The sequence below is a fragment of the Marinobacter shengliensis genome (assembly GCF_030297115.1).
GTDB classification, from domain to species: domain Bacteria; phylum Pseudomonadota; class Gammaproteobacteria; order Pseudomonadales; family Oleiphilaceae; genus Marinobacter; species Marinobacter shengliensis.
In genome coordinates this window covers 255,862-275,741 of the sequence record NZ_AP028062.1, presented here as the reverse complement: position 1 = coordinate 275,741, position 19,880 = coordinate 255,862, and the positions used below count along the sequence as shown (strand labels likewise).

The following is a 19,880-nucleotide window of genomic DNA, read 5'->3' as shown; positions in this document are numbered from 1 at the left end:
TCAGTTATCCACCGTGAATGACACTATCCGGGAAAGCTGACTGATGGGCATCCCGGTTTCTTCATGCCAGCGATTAAATGCCTCCTGGGCCTGGGTGAGCCCTTTCTTGCTGGCAGGAGACGCATCCAGAATGCCTGCACGGGTCAGTGCGGTCACCACATCGTGAGACAGGATAAAGCCATCCCACCCCACCCGGCGCAGGAAATACTGGGCGGAATTACCCCCCAGACGCTCGCCATTGCGTTTCAGGTACAGCAGCAGCCCCACCTGATCGGTTGACGGCCACTGCGCCAGAAACCGGCCAAAGCTACCATGATCTTTCGCCACATCCATGATCATCCGGGCATTCTCCGGAACCGTGCGGATCTTCTGCATGTTACGAACAATCCGCTCGTCTGTTGCCAGCCGCTCCAGGACTTCCGGCGGGACCTGCTGCCAGTAGGCGGGCACAAACCCTTCGAACGCCGCCTCAAAATCCGGCCATTTATTCTCGATCACCCGCCAGACAAACCCGGCCTTGAAAATGCACCGGGTGATCTCGGAAAGGTAACGGTCGTCGCTGATCTTGGCCAGGCGCTGCTTCTCGGTGACCGGTGGCAGCATGGATTTCAGGGCCTGTTCGCCGCCTTTGCGGGCCAGTGCCTGCTGGTAGAGCTCGGAAAATTTCATTTCACCTCCTGACCAGAAGCCCCAAATCGAGTCTGATCGTACCCAATTCAGGACCTGTGAGGAAAACGATCATGTTCTTTTTCGGTGCCCTTCACTTGCCGGCGAGGTAACTTGCCAGACGCTGATGCTCAAGAGGCTGACCCCAGCCATTACCATGCACCAGCTCTTCCAGCGGCAGCCGTGAACGCCAGCCTTTGGCCTGCAGCTCCGGCTGCTCCAGAAACTCGCTGACATACCCCAGGCACAGATACGCAAGAGGGTATACGTGATCTGGCAGCTGCAGGATGTCAGACAGTATTCCCTGATCCAGAATACTGACCCAGCCCACACCAATACCCTCTGCTCGCGCCGCCAGCCACAGGTTTTGTACCGACAGGCAGGTGCTGAACAGATCCATTTCCATGATGGAGTTACGGCCGAGCACATGGGGCCCGCCGCGGGTCCGGTCACAGGTAATGCATAGATTAATCGGACTCTCCAGAATGCCCTGGAGTTTGAGTGTCCGGTAGGTTTGCTGTCGCTCGCCGGTGTAATTTTCCGAGGCTTTTCCGTTTTCCTCGTTGAAGCTGGCCAGCACCTGCCCGCGCACCGCCAGGCTGTCGACAACGATGAAATCCCAGGGCTGCATGAAGCCCACTGACGGCGCATGGTGGGCTGCCCTCAGAATACGGGCCAGCACCTCATCCGGAATGGCATCCGGCAAAAACTGCGAGCGCACATCCCGACGCTCGAAGATGGCCCGGTAGAGCCCCTCACGTTGGGCATCCGTGAATGGGTCGTTCTGGTTGCTCATAACTGCAACAGGCTCCTTAACCGGTCCGTGTCCAGGCACTGTTCCACCTGATCTGCCAGGCGGTCGAGCTGCTGCAGACGGTGACTCTGATAGTCCACTGACCGCGCATTCTGTGTATTTAGACCGGCCCAGCACAGAATGGCATCGCAGGCGGCAGGCTCATCAAAGAGACCGTGCACATAGGTGCCCGCCATCTGACCGTCGGCGCTGACCGCACCATCCGGTCGACCATCAAGCTCCGCAAAAGGCCTGGCCAGCGCTGAGCCCTCGGTGACTCCGTTGTGCATTTCATAGCCGGTCATTGTCGCCGTAACACCACTTTCAGTAACCTCGGGGGATAGTCTACCGGTCACTTGTCTGAGCTGCTTACCCGATACCATGCGGGTGACCATCTCGAACAGTGCCAGGCCCTCGGTATTGCCAACTTCGCCTTCCAGCCCGTCCGGGTCTTCCACCCGAAGTCCCAGCATCTGGAATCCGCCACAGATACCCAGCAGCTTGCCACCATAGCGCAGGTGTTTCTGGATGGCCTCGGGCCAGCCCTGCTGTTTCAGCCACTGCAGGTCGTGGCGGGTACTTTTGCTGCCGGGCAGGATAATCAGGTCCGCCGGCGGAATGGTCTCATCCGGGCCAACGAAAACAAGGTCTACCCCCGGGTGCAATCGCAACGGATCAAAATCGTTGTGGTTGCTGATCCTGGGCAGTACCGGCACCACCACTTTCAAGGCGCCGGCCTCGCTGGTGCCGGCGGCACTGACACTGTCTTCGGAATCTATCACCAACCCGTGCAGGTAGGGCAAGACCCCGAACACCGGCTTGCCAGTGTGTTCGGCGAGCCAGTCCAGCCCGGGCTCCAACAGCGCAATGTCACCCCGGAACCGATTGATGATAAATCCGGCCGTTCTGGCTTGTTCACTGTCGGAGATCAACGCCAGGGTGCCCACCAACTGGGCGAAAACCCCGCCTTTATCGATATCACCCACCAGCAACACCGGGCAATCGGCGGCCTCAGCAAACCCCATGTTGGCAATGTCGTTGGCCCGCAGGTTAATTTCAGCCGGGCTGCCAGCGCCTTCGGCGATGACCACATCGAAGCGGGCGCTCAGAGCCCGCCAGCTTGCCATCACCGAATTCATCGCCTCAGCTTTGTAGGCGTGGTAATCCAGGGCATCCATATTGCCATGAACCTTGCCCCGTAATATCACCTGGGCCCCGCAATCGCTCTGGGGCTTCAGTAACACCGGGTTCATGTCACTGTGGGGCTCCAGTCCACAGGCCAGTGCCTGCAACGCCGTGGAGCGGCCGATTTCGCCACCATCCACGGTAACCGCACTGTTCAGGGCCATGTTCTGGGGTTTGAACGGTGCCACCGATACCCCCTGACGCGCCAGCCAGCGGCACAGGGCCGCCACCACCGTGGTCTTGCCAGCATCCGAGGTGGTGCCCTGCACCATCAGGGTGGGCATTTACAGCTCCACGCCCTTCTGGGCCTTGATGCCCTGATCCTTGAAGGCGTGCTTGACCACACCCATTTCGGTCACGGTGTCGGCCAGGTCGATCAGTTCCTGGGGAGCACCACGGCCGGTGACCACCACATGCTGCATCTCCGGCCGGGCCTGCAGGTCATCCAGCACCCGGTCCAGATCGATGTAGTCGTACTTCAGCGCGATATTCAGTTCGTCCAGCAGAATCAGGTCATAGCTGTCGTCTTTGAGCATGTCAGCTGCGACTTCCCAGGCATCGGTTGCGCTCTTCACATCCTGTTCCCGGTTCTGGGTGTCCCAGGTGTAGCCCTGTCCCATCACGTGGTAGGTCACGTTCGGCAGGCTCCGGAAGAACGCTTCCTCGCCGGTGCTGAAAGCGCCCTTGATAAACTGGACGATGCCCACTTTCATACCATGGCCCAGGGCCCGGGCGACCATGCCGAAGCCGGAACTGCTCTTGCCTTTACCTGGGCCGGTCAGCACCAGCAACACGCCCTGTTCTTTCTGGGCGCGGGCGATACGTTCCTGCATGATTTTCTGTTTGGCGGCCATGCGCTTGGCATGGCGTTCGGGGTCTTTGGCGCGTTCACGCATGATGACTCTCCTTGGGTTCACGCATTTGTATTCATCAGGAAAACCGGATTTCCTCGCCGCGAAAGATCGCGGCAACCAACGCCGGCGACGACGGGAAGTAGCCGTGAAAATAGCTGGCCACCAGATTCCGGTGGCGATACACCGCCTCTCCGTCAGAGCCGGCCTGCTTCTTCGCCCTGGCCGCAGGTTGCCAAGGGGTCTCAAGACTGGAATGGTGATAGGTATGACCCCGCAACCCGCCCAGCTGGGTCTCCAGACTTTGCAGGCCCAGCGCGGTCAAACGGTTAGCCATGGTAGCGCGCCCGGGTACCAGGCCCAGCAGGCCATGCACCGTGCCGTCTTTGTCTGCCAGCTCTTCGGCACAGGCCATTAGCCCGCCACACTCTGCCAGAATGGGCTTACCGGCCTGATGAAAGGCGCGGATCGACAATTGCATAGGCTGGTTTTCCGCCAAGCTCCGGGCATGCAGTTCCGGATAGCCGCCCGGCAGCCAGAGCGCGTCGGCCATCGGTACTTCCGAATCGTGCAGGGGCGAAAAATACACCAGCTCAGCGCCCATGGCTGTGAGAAGATCCAGGTTGGCCCTGTAGATAAAGCTGAAGGCCGCATCCCTGGCCACGGCAATCCGGCGCCCGGTCAGCAGCGGTTCTGGCCTCGGTGGTGCTTGAAAATGAAAAGGTACGGGCTTGGGAAGTACATCCAGACCCGCTGATGTCAGGACTTCGGCCGCTCTATCCAGCCGATCACTGAGGTCGTCCATTTCTGCCGCCTGGACCAGCCCAAGGTGCCGGTCCGGGATATTCATGGCATCGTTTCGGGGTATCGCGCCCAAAAGGCTGATGCCATCCGGCAGGCTCTCCCGTAACAGCTCGCCGTGGTAGGAACTGCCAATCTTGTTGGCAATTACCTGATGAACAGGGAGTTCGGAATCAAAGCTCGCCAAGCCCATGGCAACCGCGCCGAAGGTCTGAGCCATGCCCTTGGCATCAATCACGGGCAGGGCCGGGATGCCTGCCAGTTTGGCCAGGTCGCCGCTACTGGGGCTGCCATCAAACAAGCCCATGGAGCCCTCCACCAGGATCAGGTCGGCGCTCTGGGCGGCCTCGGCCAGCCGCCACCGACACTCGTCCTCGCCGGTCATCCAGGGGTGCAATTGGTAAACCGGGTTACCGGAGGCGACTTCCAGCACCATGGGGTCCAGGTAATCCGGCCCATGCTTGAACACCCGGACGTTACGGCCCGCATTCCGATGCAGGCGCGCCAGCGCAGCCGTAACCATGGATTTGCCCTGGCCGGAACCCGGGGCGGTGATCATGGCGGCGGGGATTTTGTTGTCTGGCATGTGTTGCTGTTCCCTGTCGTCTGAATTTGGTGCAGACGGGCAGCGGAGCAGGGCTTTCCGGGACACGCTGTAAATACATCCCTGTACGCTTGACTGCAGCATCCCTGCTGCAGACAGTCCCGGAAAGCCCTGCTCCGCTGCCCTCGCGATACTTCTGAGCTAGTCTCGTTTTGGCACGAAAAAAGGCGCGCCATCCACTTCCACCGTTGCCAGCTGCTGGTTATACAAACGTTCCAGAGCGTTCGGCACCAGCATCCTTTCTGCCGGGCCCCAGCAGGTTTCGCCATTGGGGTACATCAGCAAAATATGATCACACCAGCGGGCAGCCAGGTTCAGGTCGTGCAGGCACATGAAAATGGCGTTACCCGCTGCCGCCCGGTCAGTGAGCAATTTCATGACGGCCACCTGGTGGTGCAGGTCCAGGTGATTTGTCGGTTCATCCAGCAGCCAGGTGTGGGGCGACTGTGTCATCAGCGTGGCAATCGCCACTCGCTGGCGTTCACCGCCAGACAGGGTGCTGACCAGGCGGTTTTTCAGATGCAGGACATCCAGCGCTTCAAGTGATCTCTCGGCCATGGCCAGATCGTCTGCCCCTTCCATCTGCCAGGGCGCCAGCCACGGATGACGCCCGATCAGTGCGGTTTCCAGTACCGTTGCAGGGAAGCCATCCTGTCGGTCCTGGAACACCAGCCCCAACTGTTGGGAGAGGGCTCTCCGCTTTAGCTTCGTTGTAGGCACATCATTCAGGAACAAAGCACCGGCACGGGGCGCACGAAGACCTGCGAGGGTGTGCAACAGCGTGGTCTTGCCGGCCCCGTTGGGCCCAAGTACGCCCCAAACCTGACCTGATTTTATTGTCAGATCCAAAGGGTAACCGTCGGCCCGGCCAGGAATATCGATGACCAGTTCCCGGGTACTCAAGGCTTGCATTGGGGGGCGTTTATTACCGGACATCAGCGACTCCGGTACAACAGATACAGGAAAGTGGGAACGCCCAACAGCGCGGTGATCACACCCACCGGCAGTTGCTCCGGCGCGATCACAACCCTTGCCAGGGTATCCGCCAGCACCAACAGTGTGCCACCGGCTAACGCACAGGCCGGTAAAATCAGGCGCTGGTCGTTACCAAGCACCAACCGAAGCATATGCGGGACCACCAGCCCTACAAAGCCTATGCTACCGGCCATGGTCACCGCCGTGGCCGTGAGCAGGCTGGCAAGTATGTAAATCAGCCATTCCAGTGGGCGCACTGAAATCCCCAGGGCAGCAGCCTGCATGGGGCCACGGGCCAATACATTCAGACTGCGGCCAAGAGGCACCACCAGCGCACAGACCAGCACCAGCACGCCAAGCCCCGGCCAGGGTGCCCTGGCGTAGGACACATCGCCCATGAGCCAGTACAACATGCCCGGCAACTCTCTGGCCGGGCTGATGGCCAGCATCAAGGTAATGACCGCCCCCCAGCCAGCCGCCACCACAACCCCCGTGAGCAAAAGGCGGGAGGGCGTCCAGCTGCCGGTGCCGTGGGCGAGCCCGAACACCATCAAGGTGGCCAGCATGGCACCGGCAAAGGCAGAACCGGAGATAACCGCGCCGCCGAGCCCCGCCAACATCGCCAGCAATGCCCCCACGGCGGCACCCCCGGACAGCCCCAACACATAGGGATCGGCAAGCGGGTTACGCAGCAGCACCTGCATCAATGCCCCGGCCACCGCCAGCAGACCTCCGGTGGCAAAGGCCGACAGCGTTCTGGGTAGCCGGAGCTCAAGAATCAGAGTACGGTGCAGGTTGGAGCCCTCACCCAGAAACACCAACAGCACATCCGCAGGTGCAATTGCGACACTGCCAATACCGACCGACATCACCATGGCGATCAGCCCCGCTACGGCTAGAACGGTGAGGGGCAGGGTGATCGGGCGTATCACACGGCTACTCCACTAGGGCCGTCGGCCACGGGCCACCTCCAGTTTCTCGCAAAACAATTGCGTTCCCTCAAGCATTCTCGGAGTCGGTCGCTGAACCAGTGACGGCGGAATAAAAAAGAGGTTGTTTCGCTCTGTCGCAGTGATACTGGGGAATGCCTGCCAGCGCGCCAGCCAGTGGCGATTCTCCTCACCCATTCCACCCGCCAGAATGGCCTCGGGATTCGCCGCAATCACCGCTTCCGCACTGATCCTCGGCACTAGCCGGTCCAGCTGACCAAACACGTTATCACCACCGCAAAGTTCAATCATTTCACCGATCAGGTGCTGGCTGTTGACCGTCATCAGGGGCTCATCCCAAACCTGGTAGAACACCGGCACCGGATCAGCCTTGGCGTACGCCTCCTGCAAGTCGGCAATGCCCTGACGGAATCGCTCCGCCTCTGCAAAGCCTTCTGCTTCAGTACCTGCCAGTATGGAGATGCGCTCAATGGTGTTGGAGACAGCTTCAAAACTCCGGGGTTCAATGGAGAACACCGGGACGCCCATATTCTTGAGTGTGACCAGCTGCTCCGTCGGATTCCCGGTTACCCAGCCAATCACAAGATCCGGCTGCAGCTCCAGCAGCCGTTCCATATCCATGCGGGTATGGCTACCCACTGAAGCGACCTCTCGGGCTGCCGGGGGATAATCGCTGTAAGCCACCACGGCAACTACCTGATCACCGGCGCCCGCCGCCCATGCCAGTTCTGTCGCCCCAGGCGAAAGTGCGGCAATGCGTTTTGCCGGGTGTTCCAGGCATATCTCCTCGCCCAGATCATCCGTGGCGCAGACATAGGATGCCAGGGCCGGAGATGCCAGCAGCATCCAGCCGAGCAGTATGCTCACACCCTTAAGCTTTCCCACTGGCGCCTCCCCGGCAAGATTATGCAGTTTTATCGGAAGTCATAGCGAATCGAAAGAAACCCTGCGGTTCCCGCCGCCAGGTAGCCTGAACCATCAAATCGGGTTGCCGTCGCGTATTCCTTATCCGTAACGTTCTGAAGCGTCAGCCGTGCTGTCCAGTCCTGAGTAAATTCCCACCCTGCACGAAGGTTGAAGGTGACGTAGCCCGGTAAACGATTTTGATTACTAGCATCATCGTAGCGGTAGCCACTGGCCAGAGCGGTGCCTCCCAGACTCCAGGCGCCCATTTGACGGTCCAGGTCAACCCTCAGCGATTGGTGACTGCGACGACGCAGGCGGTTATCCGTCTCACGATCACGAGGATCCATCAAGGTGAGTTTGACCCCAAGATCCCAACCATTCGACCGCAGACCGGAGGCCAGCTCCGCGCCACGAATACGGGCTTCACTCACGTTGGCAGGCCGGAGATCACCGTTGATGCTCTGGAGTTCAATCAGATTCTCTACGTCCAGTTGATAAAGAGCGGCATCCCAGTACCAGTGTTCGTAACGACCGCTAAGCCCCAGCTCCACGGACGCGCCTTCCTCCGGCTTGAGGTCCGGGTTGCCGGCATAACTGCCACCGAAATCGAATATCTCCAAAGGATAGTAAAGATCATTGAACGTGGGCGCCCGGAAAGAGGTGCCATAACTCACCCGTACCCGGTGGGAACGGTCAAACGAGTGGCCAAGGGCAATGCCACCGGTTTCCTGTCGACCGTATGCCTCGTTGTCGTCGCCGCGAAATGACAACTGAATATCGGAAGGGCCGAAGTTTAAGCGCAGTTGGGTGAATAACGCGGCATTAGTGCGACTGTTCTCATCGAACTCGATGGTGCTTTTCACTTCGTCGGATTGTAGCTCTCCCCCGACCGCAAGCTCGTGCACGCCTGCGGTGAAAGTGTTTTCCCATCGTGCGGTTCGGGTTTTGGTGTTGAATACAGAATCGCCGGCACTACGGAAGCTTTCTTGCTCGTCAGCGGATTCTGAAAGCTGGATGGACGTCGCCCAATAATCACTGACAGGGGTATTCAATGTGACGCCGATGGTCCGGATCATAAAATCCGTGTTGCCACCGTCAAATTCAGTATTGCCCTGTGACTGCATGATGACGAAACTGGCCTCTCCTCCGCTCGGCAATTCATGCACAACACGCCCGACGCCGGCGGTATTGCGAAAACCTTTGTCCTCGCCATCTTTCACAATTCTGGTGCCATCGGTCTCCTTGTGCAGCCCGCTGAGGCTGAACCGGGTTGCGCCTTGAGTCGCCGATGCGCCAGCACTGGTTTTCTGGGTGTTGAAATTGCCTGCTCCGGTTTCAACCCACCCTCTGTTACCGTGCTTTGGATCCAGTGTAAATGCCTGAATGACACCGCCTACCGCGTCAGCGCCATAGAGTGCACTGCGGGGGCCCCTGACGATTTCCACGCGCTCGACCAGATCAGCTGGAAAATACTGCCAGGGCGCGCCACCGCTGGTTGCAGAACGAAGGCGCACACCATCAACCAGAAAGACCGTGGAATCATTCGCAGTGCCACGAGTGAATACACTGGTGTTCTTGCCAAATGACCCGTTAGTGACCAGATCAATACCGGGCTGCGCCGCCAGCAGATCGGTAAACTCGGCAGGCGCCTCACGACGGATGGTTTCTTCTTCGATGACCGTCACCGAAGACAGGCTTTCGCCCACCGTACGGGGGCCAAGCGTGGCAGTTACAACAATAGGTTCAAGAGTATCCGGGGCGGCTTCAGACTCTGAACCACTCGCCGGTAGGGCAAAAGGCATGAACACAAGGGCAGACAAGACTTTGGAACGCTTCATTTCTTCACTCGCTTCGCACCGCACTCACCCGTGCGGTTGATACTGATTCATGCGGAGGAGAAATGTCTGTATTGACGGAGGGTGGAGGGGCGTCGATCAGTTGCATTGGCCGGTTCACCCACCGCCGCTGCCCTCCGCAACGTAGGTGTCTGGAACTCATGGGCTCCAAATTCCAGGCCGGTCTCCGGGCTTCCAGGTGGAGCTGATGCTCCGGGGCAATCACCTTCCCATGCCAGAGGCACAGTGGCGCATTGGATTGCCTTTCACCTGATTACCGTTGCGGGGGCAGCGCCGGGCTCTCACCGGCTTCCCGTTTCACTCACTGCATTCGCCGGACTATCGCCAGTCCGGTTGGAACGCTCAGAGCACCTGAAATTGCGGGCAAGACTATCAACCCGGGTGGGGGTGGTCAATGAGATATGTTAATTCAGACAACGCACTTCCCAGACGTTGCCAACCGGACTCATCAGGCGGCAAACCGAAGCGCAGGGCTGGCGGCTCATCAAAACGCCTGACCAGAATGGCACGACGAGCCAACTCATCCGCTATTGGTGCTGCGTTTTCGTGATGGACCGTGCGAAACAGCAACGTACCGTTGGTTGCTGGCATGCCAGATTTCCTGAGCAGGCCGTCCATCCGCAGCCGTGACGTCTGCAGCCTGCCCAGCGCCTCTATCTGCCATGCCCTGTCAGCCAGAGCTCTTGCCATCAGGTAACGCGCCGGGCCACTGACGGTCCAGGGGCCCAATTCAAAAGCCAGCGCACGGGTCAGCTCAGGTTCAGCCAACACAGCCCCGGCGCGCATTCCGGCCAGGCCGAAAAACTTGCCCAGAGATCGCAGAAGTATCAGACCCGGCGCGCCCGCCCAGGGTTCCAAACCGTGTCCGGGCTCTCCCTCAACAAAGGCCTGATCAAGTACCAGCCAGCCCCCACGTGCCTGCAATCGTTGGTGCCATAGCAGAAGACGGGCCGGATCGACCAGCTGCCCGGTCGGATTATTCGGCTGTATCCACACCACCACGTCCACAGAATCCAGCCAGGTCAGATCGTCTTGCTCTATTGCCTGCTCAGGAATCGCCACCACCTCGAAACCGGCGCGACGCCAGGCATGACCGTGCTCGCGATATCCAGGCACGGGCACCGCCACTCGACCAAGACCATGCACCCTGGCGCGCACGGCGGGCAGGGCCATGATCGCCGCCTGGGATCCCGCCACCGGCAGGCAGCTGGCCCGCTCGGGCGCACCTGCCCAGGAACGGATGATCTTCTCCAGCCCATCGTCCGGCTCTGGCAGTCGTTGCCATACCTCCGGTGGGATGGCCGGCACCGGCCAGGGTACCGGATTGATGCCGGTGGACAGATCAAGCCATTGCTCGCGGGGGATGCCCCAACGCTGTATTGCGGCCTGTAACCGCCCGCCATGCTCCGGGGATTCAGAAAGGTCGAAGGCCGTCATCCGGCACCTCCAGGCACCACCCAGCTGCAGGCAAGGGCGAGGACGAGCAGCACCGACAACCAGAGCATTACCCCGCGCTGTACCAGGGCAATAGCACCTTCGATTGTCGCTGCCGAAGCCCCGGGGCCACGACCTAACACTGGCCGTTCCTTGATGCCATTGGCATAGGGCGCCGGCCCACCGAGGGTCACACCAAGGGCGCCCGCCCCGGCCGACATCACTGGCCCGGCATTGGGGCTATCCCAGGTTCTTGCCTGGGTACGCCAACAACGGAGCGCCACCCGGGTACTTCCCAACAGCGCATAAGTGAGGGCTGTCAGCCGGGCAGGCAGCCAGTTCATGAGGTCATCCAGCCTGGCGGCAAACCGACCGAAGTAAAGAAATCGTGAGTTGCGATAGCCCCACATGGCGTCCAGGGTATTGATCAATCGGTGCAAAACCACACCCGGCAGCCCGGCAAGCAGGTACCAGAACAGACTTGAGAACACCGCATCGGCACCATTCTCCAGCATGGATTCCGAGGCAGCCGCGGCCACCCCCTCGTCGGACAGCGCCGCTGCATCCCGGCTGACAATCCACCCCACCGCTTTCCTGGCTTGGTCACCGTCGCCCGTATTCAATGCAGAGGACACCGCCCGGCCATGCTCCGCCAGCCCCCGTAACGACATTGCGAGCCATACGCCGGCCACTTGAGCCACCAACCATAGCCAGCCGCCCAGCCAGAATTGCAGCGCTACAGCCAGTGCCAGCACCGGCGTGACGACGATCGCGGTTGCCAGCGCACCCAGGCACAGGCTCCTTGCTGCGGCCTGCGGCTGGCCATTCAGGCCAGCTTCCGCCACCGAGGCCCAACGGCCAAAGCCTGCCAGAGGGTGCCACCGGCGCGGTTCACCAACCAACCAGTCCAGTGCAACCGCCACGACACATACCAATACCGCAACCAGAAACGTTTCCAAATGTGGGCTCCATGAATCAGATGCTGGCAAGTCTAACCGAGTGGAGCCTGATCTTGACACCTTCGCCTCCCGGTAAGACCATCCTCGGTTTTCCGCCCACAAGGAATCATCGTCATGGCCCTGCCTCAAAGCTGGCTAGCACCGCCCCCCGCCCCCTCAGCCGAACACGCCGCACTTGCCGCAGCGCGACAGCAGGTTCTGACCAAACCGCCAGGCTCTCTCGGGCAACTGGAGCAGCTGGCGATTACCCTGGCGGCCCTGAACGGCACAGACAGGCCAACCGTTGATCCTGTCCGCATGGTGGTGTTTGCCGGTGATCATGGCGTATGTGCTGAAGGTGTTTCCGCCTTTCCCCAGGAGGTCACCGCCCAGATGGTTGCCAACTTCGCCGGCGGTGGCGCGGCCATCAGCGTTATGGCCAGGGAACTCGGCGCCAGCCTGGAAGTTGTGAACCTGGGCACGGTCGGAGAGGTACCGATGCTCCCCGGCGTCATTCACCAGATTATCGGCCCCAGTACTGCAAATATGGCCGAAAAATCCGCCCTGGGCACGGGCCAGGTAGCTGCTGCACTGACCAGTGGCGACCAGGCAGCCGAGCGATCGGCCAACGCCGGATGTCGGCTGTTCATCGGTGGCGACATGGGTATCGGCAACACAACCAGTGCCGCCGCACTCGCCTGCGCATTGCTTGACCTGCCACCCGAGAGGCTCGTCGGGCCGGGCACCGGCCTTGACAGCGAGGGGGTCACTCGCAAAGCCCGGGTGGTCTCCAAAGCACTGGCCCGGCATGGCGACGACCGAAACGCCTTGTCTGTGCTGACTTCTCTCGGCGGCTTCGAGATTGCTGCGTTGACCGGTGCCATCCTCGGCTGCGCAGCCCGCAAGATCCCGGTATTGGTCGATGGCTTTATCGTCTCGGCCGCCGCTCTTGTGGCGGTTAGCCAGCAACCCGGAGCGCGTGATTGGCTCATGTTTGCGCACCGGTCTGCCGAGCCCGGTCACGACGCGGTGCTGGAAGCACTTGATGCGACCCCACTGCTGGACCTGGGCATGCGCCTGGGTGAGGGCAGCGGCGCCGCCGTTGCCCTGCCTTTGCTTCGGGCAGCCTGCGCACTGCATAACAACATGGCCAGCTTTGCTGATGCCGGCATCAGCGGAAAATCCGGGGAGTAGAATCATGACAACCACCGTGATCGACCTGATACGCCATGGCGAACCCGAGGGTGGGCAAATGTTCCGGGGCAGCAAGGACGACCCGCTGAGCCCCGTCGGCTGGCAGCAAATGGAAGCCGCCGTCCACGGTCACGACCATTGGGATGCCATTGTCAGCTCGCCGATGACACGGTGCCGCCTGTTTGCAGAACAGCTCGCGCAAAGACGCAGGATTCCCCTGCACATCGAAGATGACCTGCGGGAAATCGGATTTGGTGACTGGGAGGGGTTAACTTCGCGGCAGGTCCAGGAACGTTATGGCGACCATCTCAGCCGCTTCTGGCAGGATCCCATAAACTCCAACCCGCCCGGCGGTGAAGCCATTACCGACTTCTACCAGCGAGTCACCCTCGGGTTTGATCGCTGGCAGGACAAACTTGCGAGTCAGCGTATCCTGGTGGTTTGCCATGGTGGCGTTATTCGCATGGTGCTGGCCAACGTGCTGGGCATTCCTCTGGAGAAATCGTTTGCCGGCTTTTCCGTACCCTATGCCTGCCGCAGCCGGATTCAGGTAGACCAATCCGAGTTTGGCACCTTCCGCAGCCTGGTCAGCCACCAGCCTTGAGGGTCAGTGGCAGACCAGCCACCGACATCACCACCTCATCACAGCGCTGCGCGAGTGCCTGGTTGAGCCATCCCAGCTCGTCGGCAAAGCGACGGGTGAGGGGGTCCATGCCGATGGTGCCCAGGCCTACCTCATTGGTGACGATCACCAAGGGGCCTGGATAAGTTTCCACGGCAGTCAGAAAGGCGGCACGTTCAGGCTGAAACAGCGAACGGTCGGCGAACAGGAGATTACTCAACCAGAGACTCATGCAGTCCACTAGAACCAGCGGCGAGGTACCATGCCCGTGAGCCAGGTCTGACAGCGCCCGGCCAAGGTAAACGGGCTCCTCAACCAGCTGCCAGTGTGCCGGGCGTTGTTGCTGGTGGCGCCGGATCCGCAGGGCCATTTCATCGTCACCGGCGGTGGCGGTAGCCACGTAGACCACGTCTGCGCCGGCGTCGCGTGCCCGTTGCTCCGCCAGCCCCGTTTTTCCAGACCGGATACCACCGGTAACCAGTAACTTGTTGACCATAAAACACTCTCTCGTGCTTACCCACCGTGGCCAAGGTACACCAAGTGAACAGACAGCTGCTATAGTTTGGCCAGACTCTGGAATAAGCGGCCAGCCAACCGCAAACATTTAATCAAGACTCAGTCACTCTGGAGAGCCCATGCAGGCCGAACTGTTGGACATCCGCAACCACATTGCCCAATACCCCCCGTTCAATGACATGCCTGAAGAACTTCTTGAACGGGTTGTCAGCGGTATTGAGGTGGCCTACTACCGCGCCGGCACCCAGATACTTGAACTCGGCCAGACCAATCATTGGCTCCACTATATCCGCAGCGGCGCCGTGGAGATTTTCCGCCGCTCCGGTGAGCTGTACAACCGCGTGGGCGAGGGCGAAATCTTTGGCCAGTTCGGATTGATGATGAACAAGAAAGTCCGGTTCCCCGCCAAAGCCATCGAAGATTGCCTGATCTACAAGATTCCGGATACCACCTTTCAGCATCTGTGGGAAACCGACGAAAACTTTGCTGACTTTGTTGAGATTGAAGACCGCAGCCGACTGCGTTCGGCGGTTTCGCGTAGAGAGAAATCCAACGAACTGATGACCGCCAAGGTTACCCGCCTGATATCCCGGGAACCGGTTTCCGCTCCGACCACCGTTCGCCTGCAGGAAGCCGCCAGAATCATGACAGACAATGGCGTATCGGCGCTGCTGTTGATGGATGAAAGCGGCGAACGCCCGAAATTGCAGGGCATCATCACCGACCGGGATCTACGTACCCGTGCGGTTACCCATGCCCTGGCCTCGGAAACCCCGATCAGCGACATCATGTCGGAAGGGCTGATCACCATCAGCGCCCGCTCCTTCATCTTCGAAGCCATGCTCACCATGCTCCACAACAACGTGCACCACCTGCCGGTGATGGAAGGCGACGAAGTGCGGGGCGTGATTGCGTTGTCAGACATCGTCAAGTATGAAAGTCAGAGCAGCCTGTACCTGGTGAGCAACATCTACCACCAGAACGACGTCAAAGGCCTGAAGAGAATCAGCCTGGAAGTCCGCGACAGCTTTGTACGCATGGTCAATGAAGACGCCAACTCCCACATGATCGGCAGCGCCATGGCCGGTATCGGTCGCAGCTTCAGCCAACGCCTGCTGGAACTGGGTGAAGAAAAACTCGGCCCGCCACCGGTTCCCTACTGCTTCATGGCCCTGGGCTCCATGGCCCGGGATGAACAGCTGGTCGTTACCGACCAGGACAACGCCATGGTGCTGGACGACAGTTTCATCCCCGAAGAGCACGATGAATATTTTATGGCGCTGGCCAAGTTCGTGTCCGATGGCCTGGCCGAGTGTGGATACACCTACTGCACCGGCGATATCATGGCCACCAACCCGAAATGGCGGCAACCGCTGAGTGTGTGGAAAGGTTACTTCACCGACTGGATCGAAAATCCCAAGGCGGAAGCCCTGCTCAACAGCAATATCTTCTTCGACCTGGATGGCATTTACGGGCAAACCGACTTTACCGAACAGTTGAAAACCCTGATTGTAGAGAAAGCCAGCGGCAGTCAGCGCTTCCTTACCTTCCTGGCCAGGAACGCCCTGAACCGAACACCACCGCTCGGTTTCTTTCGCACCTTCGTGCTTGAGGAAGACGGCAAGCACCAGAAAACATTCAACCTCAAGCGCCGGGGTACAGCGCCATTATCCGATTTGATCCGCGTACACGCCCTCGGATGCGGCAGCCGCTCCCAGAACTCCTTTGAGCGACTGAAAGACATTGCCAAAACCAAGCTGCTGCTGGAGGACGATGCCGGCAACCTGCGCGACGCCCTGGAATTCATCTCCATCGTCCGCATCCGCCACCAGGCCCTGGCGATTGAAGAGGGGCGAGAACCTGACAACAACGTACGCCCGGAAGACCTGTCCCCGTTCGAACGCAGTCATCTGAAAGACGCCTTCCAGATCGTCAGCAACGCCCAGAAATTCCTGCGCTTCCGTTACAACGCCGGAGGAGCCACCAGGAATGTCTGACAGCATCAAAAGCGGAAACCGAAAACAGGACTGGCCAGACAACTACCGAAAAGCCGCGGAGAAAGCGAAGGATTCCCGAATCCGAGCTTTCTACCAGGCCGGCTGTCCTGACCCGCAAACTCCCATTAAAGAGGTGCCCCTGGTCGCCCTCGACTTCGAAACCACCGGGCTGGATGCCGACCGCCATTCCATTATCAGCGTTGGCCTGGTCCCCTTTACCCTCGGTGGCATTCAACTCGGCAAAGCCTGGCACCAGATCGTCCGGCCGCAACTGCCGTTGCAGCAAGACACCGTCACCATCCACGGCATCACCCACAGTGAAATCGAACACGCCCCGGACCTCGCCGACGTGCTCGACACCCTGTTCCAGCACCTCAACGGCCGAATCCCCGTGGTCCACTACCGCAACATAGAGCGCCCGTTTCTCAACACCGCCCTGCAATGGCGCCTGAAAGAACAACTCCGCTTCCCGGTCATAGACACCATGGCCATCGAAGCCCACCTGCACCCCAACCGAAACCCAAGCCGCTGGCAACAACTCATGGGCAAACAACCCATCTCCATCCGCCTGGCCGACAGCCGAACCCGCTACGGCTTACCCCACTACGCCGGCCACAACGCCCTGATAGACGCCATCGCCACCGCCGAACTGTTCCAGGCCCAGGTGCAGCATCATTTCAGTTCTGACACACCTATCGGAGATCTCTGGGTCTGACCGCCATAGCCCCAAAGCCCCGCAACCGCTAGAATGAACCCACACCAACCAAAGAGCCCAAAGTGACCGTACAAATCACCAAAACCACCCCCCTGGACGCCTTCCGTCGCGCCAGAAGAATGTGGCTAAAAGGGGAGAAAATCAGCCTCGCCGCCCTGGCCGATGACCTGCACATCGGCCGAGCTACCCTGTTCCGTTGGGTAGGCAACCGAGACCTCCTGATTGGTGAAATCCTATGGTCGCTCTATGAGCCTCTGTACAAAGAAGCCCGGGCCCAAACCCCCGGCCATGGCGTAGACTACGTGGTCGGCGTATTCCGCCACATCAACATGACCATTCTGCACTTCAGCCCCCTGCGCAAATTCCTGCACCAGGACCCTGAATACGCCCTGAAAATGCTCACCTCGTCTCACTCCACCCTGCACGCCCGCACCGTGGAAGTGAACACCCGCTTACTGAAAGACGAAGTGCGCGCCGGCCACCTGAGCCCACCGATGAACATCCAGAGCCTGTCCTACTTCATGGTGCGTATCGCCGAATCCTGTCTGTACAGCGATATCATCGGCGGCCGCGAACCCAGGGATGAAGAGCTGGAAGATGCCTGCACCGCTGTGCGCATCCTGCTAGGCGGGAAAGTCTGACAACATCTGCGCTGGCAGAACCGTGCAACGCAGGCTAATCTGACGCAATAACGCCGGGCCCCGGCCCGTTCAAAAGCAGACCACAAACACCCGGAACCAACACCCGCAAAGGAGCGCGACATGCCGTTACACCAATCCATTAGCCAGAAACTGTTTACGCCAATCATCATTGCACTCGCCCTGATTGCCCTCACACTCGCCCCCCAGGCTCAGGCTCGCGACCTGACAGAGAAAACCGTCCGGTCATTCATCGACAGCCTCGGCGCCGCCGAAACCCTGGCCGAGGACCACAAAGAATTTCTAGATGCCCTGGAAGCCGAGCAGGACGAGAACATGGATTTCTCCAGACTCTTCTCCGACAGCCTTAAAGACTTAGAAGGGCACGCGGTGCACGGACAGCTGGAGAAGTTGGTCAAGCGGTATGGATTCTCCAGCCTTGAACAATGGGGACAGACGGGGGACCGGGTTTACCAGGCCTGGTTCGCTCTGGAAATGGATGAGCAAGGGGGAGCGCCCCAAAATGAAATGCAGCAAGCCTTGGCTGAAATCGAAAACAGCCCTCATATGACCGAAGAACAAAAAACCCAGATGCGGGCGATGATGCAATCCGCTACTTCCGCCATGGATACAGCAAGGAACGCACCGGAAAGCGACAAGCGTGCGGTTCGACCGTTTATGGACGAACTGCGGGCCCTGAGCGAGGATGACGAAAGCGACTGGTAAGTAGTAACCGCTAGAAAAAGAAAACCCGGCGACTGTCTCCAGCGCCGGGTTTTCTTTTTGGCGGGCTATCAGCCGGGCTGATTACGCCAGCAGGTTGTAGACAAACACGATTGCTACAGCAATCGGCGTCAAAAACCGGATCAGGTTGTACCACAAGCCAAAGGTGCTTTCCTGCAGAGCCAGGTCGCTCTTCAGAGACTCCTTGGCCACGAACCAACCCACGAAGATGGCGGTCAGCAGGCCGGAGAGCGGCAGCATGATGTTGGCGGTGAAGTAGTCCAATAGATCGAAGATGGTCTTGCCTTCGAATGCAGCGAACATACCCAGCGGTGCCACATCGGCCCACACGTTCAGTGACAGGATCGACGCGATACCCAGCAACCAGCAGGCACCACCGGCAATCACGGCACTGCCCACACGGGCAAAGCTGGTTTTCTCCTCAATCCACTCAACCACTGGCTCTAGCAGTGAGATGCCGGATGTCCAGGCGGCGAACAGCAGCAGGACGAAGAACAGGGTGCCAAACAGGGTACCCATGGGCATGTTACCGAACGCCAGTGGCAAGGTCTGGAAAATCAGGCCGGGGCCGGCACCGGCTTCAAGGCCGTTGGCGAATACCACCGGGAAAATAGCCAGGCCAGCCAGCAGGGCCACGACGGTATCCATGATGGCCACGGTGACTGCCGTGCGGCCGATAGAGACATCGCGGCTCAGGTAAGAGCCGTAAGCCATCATGATAGCCATACCGAGGCTCAAGGTGAAGAACGCATGACCCAGGGCCACCAGCACACCGTTAACCGTCAGGGCACTGAAATCCGGATTAAACAGGAAAGAAACCGCTTCCCCGAAGTGGCCGGTGGTGGTGGCATAACCCACCACCATCAACAGCAGGATAAACAGGGCCGGCATCAGAATGGTAACCGCACGCTCCAGGCCGCCTTTCAGGCCGCGGGCGACAACCAGCACGACCAGAGCCATGAACACCGTGTGCCAGAGTAGGAGCTTGGCCGGGCTGGCCAGCAGGCCGCCGAACATTTCACCCACGGATTCGGCAGTACCGCCGGTGAAATCACCCATGGCGGCGTGGCCAACATAGGAGGCAGCCCAGCCACCGATCACCGAGTAGAACGACAGAATGATGAAGGCCGCCAGCATGCCGATGATGGCGGAAATTCGCCAGCCGGACGATGCCAGGTTGCGCTCAGCCACCAGGCGGAAACTGGTGATCGGGTTGTGGCGACCATTCCGGCCGATAAACACCTCGGCCATCATGATGGGAATACCGATGATGAAGATACAGAGCAGGTAAACCAGAACGAAGGCACCGCCGCCGTTCTCACCAGTGACATAAGGGAACTTCCAGACGTTACCGAGACCAACAGCAGAACCGGTTGCTGCCAGAATAAACGCGAACTTAGACGACCAGAGTCCGCGAGCCCCGATACCGCTGTCTGATGCGGAGTTGGACTGTGACATGAATTTTCTTCCTGTGCTTTTGGCTATAGGAAACTAC

19 protein-coding genes and 1 riboswitch are annotated in these 19,880 nt (G+C 59.7%); of the genes, 6 read left to right on the top strand and 13 right to left on the bottom strand.

Going from position 1 to position 19,880, the window contains the following annotated elements; all coding sequences use genetic code 11:
- From QUE75_RS01205 to cbiB, 11 genes are all read right to left on the bottom strand, one after another.
- Complete coding sequence (locus QUE75_RS01205) at positions 1-669, bottom strand: DNA-3-methyladenine glycosylase I (protein ID WP_061331219.1); 669 nt, start codon at positions 667-669, stop codon at positions 1-3.
- Positions 670-760: 91 nt separating this feature from the next.
- Positions 761-1,462 (bottom strand): 5,6-dimethylbenzimidazole synthase, encoded by a 702-nt coding sequence (gene bluB, locus QUE75_RS01200; protein ID WP_061331220.1) that lies wholly within the window; start codon positions 1,460-1,462, stop codon positions 761-763.
- Entirely contained in the window at positions 1,459-2,928 is a 1,470-nt protein-coding gene (locus QUE75_RS01195; protein ID WP_230714106.1) for a cobyric acid synthase, read from the bottom strand. Before QUE75_RS01195 ends, bluB begins: the two co-directional genes overlap by 4 nt.
- A complete protein-coding gene (cobO, locus tag QUE75_RS01190; RefSeq protein WP_230714104.1) occupies positions 2,929-3,540 on the bottom strand; it encodes a cob(I)yrinic acid a,c-diamide adenosyltransferase in 612 nt (203 codons plus the stop codon).
- A 34-nt stretch (positions 3,541-3,574) separates the two neighbouring features.
- Complete coding sequence (locus QUE75_RS01185) at positions 3,575-4,882, bottom strand: cobyrinate a,c-diamide synthase (protein WP_230714102.1); 1,308 nt, start codon at positions 4,880-4,882, stop codon at positions 3,575-3,577.
- A 159-nt stretch (positions 4,883-5,041) separates the two neighbouring features.
- Positions 5,042-5,812 carry an ABC transporter ATP-binding protein gene (locus QUE75_RS01180; protein WP_230714182.1) on the bottom strand — a complete coding sequence of 257 codons (771 nt, stop codon included), beginning with the start codon at positions 5,810-5,812 and terminating at the stop codon, positions 5,042-5,044.
- Positions 5,813-5,835: 23 nt separating this feature from the next.
- Positions 5,836-6,750 (bottom strand): FecCD family ABC transporter permease, encoded by a 915-nt coding sequence (locus QUE75_RS01175; RefSeq protein ID WP_061331429.1) that lies wholly within the window; start codon positions 6,748-6,750, stop codon positions 5,836-5,838.
- 69 nt (positions 6,751-6,819) lie between these two features.
- The gene (locus QUE75_RS01170) at positions 6,820-7,671 is read right to left on the bottom strand and encodes a cobalamin-binding protein (protein ID WP_061331430.1); all 852 of its coding nucleotides are present in this window, start codon (positions 7,669-7,671) and stop codon (positions 6,820-6,822) included.
- A gap of 68 nt (positions 7,672-7,739) precedes the next feature.
- Positions 7,740-9,569, bottom strand: a complete 1,830-nt coding sequence (locus QUE75_RS01165; RefSeq protein ID WP_286253096.1) for a TonB-dependent receptor domain-containing protein — start codon at positions 9,567-9,569, stop codon at positions 7,740-7,742.
- A gap of 158 nt (positions 9,570-9,727) precedes the next feature.
- Positions 9,728-9,920, bottom strand: a riboswitch (cobalamin riboswitch).
- A gap of 39 nt (positions 9,921-9,959) precedes the next feature.
- Positions 9,960-11,024, bottom strand: coding sequence for a threonine-phosphate decarboxylase CobD (cobD, locus tag QUE75_RS01160; protein ID WP_230714098.1), 1,065 nt, complete (start codon positions 11,022-11,024; stop codon positions 9,960-9,962).
- Positions 11,021-11,980: an adenosylcobinamide-phosphate synthase CbiB gene (cbiB, locus tag QUE75_RS01155; protein WP_230714097.1), complete on the bottom strand. Its 960-nt coding sequence runs from the start codon at positions 11,978-11,980 to the stop codon at positions 11,021-11,023. Before cbiB ends, cobD begins: the two co-directional genes overlap by 4 nt.
- A 114-nt stretch (positions 11,981-12,094) precedes the next feature.
- Between cbiB and cobT the strand changes: the two genes are divergently transcribed.
- Together cobT and QUE75_RS01145 are read left to right on the top strand one after the other, a co-directional pair.
- Positions 12,095-13,153: a nicotinate-nucleotide--dimethylbenzimidazole phosphoribosyltransferase gene (gene cobT / locus QUE75_RS01150; protein ID WP_230714096.1), complete on the top strand. Its 1,059-nt coding sequence runs from the start codon at positions 12,095-12,097 to the stop codon at positions 13,151-13,153.
- A gap of 4 nt (positions 13,154-13,157) precedes the next feature.
- On the top strand, positions 13,158-13,757 hold the full coding sequence (locus tag QUE75_RS01145; protein WP_230714094.1) for a histidine phosphatase family protein: 600 nt from the start codon (positions 13,158-13,160) through the stop codon (positions 13,755-13,757).
- On the opposite strand, the gene cobU is transcribed toward QUE75_RS01145, so the two are convergent.
- Positions 13,741-14,271, bottom strand: coding sequence for a bifunctional adenosylcobinamide kinase/adenosylcobinamide-phosphate guanylyltransferase (gene cobU, locus QUE75_RS01140; RefSeq protein WP_061331229.1), 531 nt, complete (start codon positions 14,269-14,271; stop codon positions 13,741-13,743). The genes QUE75_RS01145 and cobU overlap by 17 nt on opposite strands.
- Positions 14,272-14,410: 139 nt before the next feature.
- Here cobU and QUE75_RS01135 point away from each other — a divergent pair, with 139 nt between their 5' ends.
- The 4 genes from QUE75_RS01135 to QUE75_RS01120 all read left to right on the top strand — a co-directional run bounded on the left by QUE75_RS01135 (position 14,411) and on the right by QUE75_RS01120 (position 18,367).
- Positions 14,411-16,288, top strand: coding sequence for a putative nucleotidyltransferase substrate binding domain-containing protein (locus tag QUE75_RS01135; protein WP_230714092.1), 1,878 nt, complete (start codon positions 14,411-14,413; stop codon positions 16,286-16,288).
- The gene (locus tag QUE75_RS01130) at positions 16,281-17,003 is read left to right on the top strand and encodes a 3'-5' exonuclease (protein ID WP_230714090.1); all 723 of its coding nucleotides are present in this window, start codon (positions 16,281-16,283) and stop codon (positions 17,001-17,003) included. Before QUE75_RS01135 ends, QUE75_RS01130 begins: the two co-directional genes overlap by 8 nt.
- 62 nt (positions 17,004-17,065) lie before the next feature.
- A complete protein-coding gene (locus QUE75_RS01125; RefSeq protein WP_230714089.1) occupies positions 17,066-17,644 on the top strand; it encodes a QsdR family transcriptional regulator in 579 nt (192 codons plus the stop codon).
- Between the two features lie 120 nt (positions 17,645-17,764).
- Entirely contained in the window at positions 17,765-18,367 is a 603-nt protein-coding gene (locus QUE75_RS01120; protein ID WP_230714087.1) for a hypothetical protein, read from the top strand.
- An 81-nt stretch (positions 18,368-18,448) separates the two neighbouring features.
- Here the strand turns inward: QUE75_RS01120 and QUE75_RS01115 are convergent, their stop codons facing one another.
- Complete coding sequence (locus QUE75_RS01115; protein WP_286253089.1) at positions 18,449-19,843, bottom strand: sodium-dependent transporter; 1,395 nt, start codon at positions 19,841-19,843, stop codon at positions 18,449-18,451.
- Positions 19,844-19,880: the final 37 nt, after the last annotated feature.

What these genes read in the sequence shown, in the direction of transcription:
- QUE75_RS01135 (WP_230714092.1), top strand. Translation starts at nt 14,411, where the DNA reads ATGCAGGCCGAACTGTTGGACATCCGCAACCACATTGCCCAATACCCC.
- cobU (WP_061331229.1), bottom strand. Translation starts at nt 14,271, where the DNA reads ATGGTCAACAAGTTACTGGTTACCGGTGGTATCCGGTCTGGAAAAACG.
- QUE75_RS01185 (WP_230714102.1), bottom strand. Translation starts at nt 4,882, where the DNA reads ATGCCAGACAACAAAATCCCCGCCGCCATGATCACCGCCCCGGGTTCC.
- QUE75_RS01120 (WP_230714087.1), top strand. Translation starts at nt 17,765, where the DNA reads ATGCCGTTACACCAATCCATTAGCCAGAAACTGTTTACGCCAATCATC.
- QUE75_RS01205 (WP_061331219.1), bottom strand. Translation starts at nt 669, where the DNA reads ATGAAATTTTCCGAGCTCTACCAGCAGGCACTGGCCCGCAAAGGCGGC.
- QUE75_RS01180 (WP_230714182.1), bottom strand. Translation starts at nt 5,812, where the DNA reads ATGCAAGCCTTGAGTACCCGGGAACTGGTCATCGATATTCCTGGCCGG.
- QUE75_RS01175 (WP_061331429.1), bottom strand. Translation starts at nt 6,750, where the DNA reads ATGGTGATGTCGGTCGGTATTGGCAGTGTCGCAATTGCACCTGCGGAT.
- QUE75_RS01130 (WP_230714090.1), top strand. Translation starts at nt 16,281, where the DNA reads ATGTCTGACAGCATCAAAAGCGGAAACCGAAAACAGGACTGGCCAGAC.
- cobT (WP_230714096.1), top strand. Translation starts at nt 12,095, where the DNA reads ATGGCCCTGCCTCAAAGCTGGCTAGCACCGCCCCCCGCCCCCTCAGCC.
- QUE75_RS01115 (WP_286253089.1), bottom strand. Translation starts at nt 19,843, where the DNA reads ATGTCACAGTCCAACTCCGCATCAGACAGCGGTATCGGGGCTCGCGGA.
- QUE75_RS01165 (WP_286253096.1), bottom strand. Translation starts at nt 9,569, where the DNA reads ATGAAGCGTTCCAAAGTCTTGTCTGCCCTTGTGTTCATGCCTTTTGCC.
- bluB (WP_061331220.1), bottom strand. Translation starts at nt 1,462, where the DNA reads ATGAGCAACCAGAACGACCCATTCACGGATGCCCAACGTGAGGGGCTC.
- cobD (WP_230714098.1), bottom strand. Translation starts at nt 11,024, where the DNA reads ATGACGGCCTTCGACCTTTCTGAATCCCCGGAGCATGGCGGGCGGTTA.
- QUE75_RS01170 (WP_061331430.1), bottom strand. Translation starts at nt 7,671, where the DNA reads ATGCTGCTGGCATCTCCGGCCCTGGCATCCTATGTCTGCGCCACGGAT.
- cobO (WP_230714104.1), bottom strand. Translation starts at nt 3,540, where the DNA reads ATGCGTGAACGCGCCAAAGACCCCGAACGCCATGCCAAGCGCATGGCC.
- QUE75_RS01145 (WP_230714094.1), top strand. Translation starts at nt 13,158, where the DNA reads ATGACAACCACCGTGATCGACCTGATACGCCATGGCGAACCCGAGGGT.
- QUE75_RS01195 (WP_230714106.1), bottom strand. Translation starts at nt 2,928, where the DNA reads ATGCCCACCCTGATGGTGCAGGGCACCACCTCGGATGCTGGCAAGACC.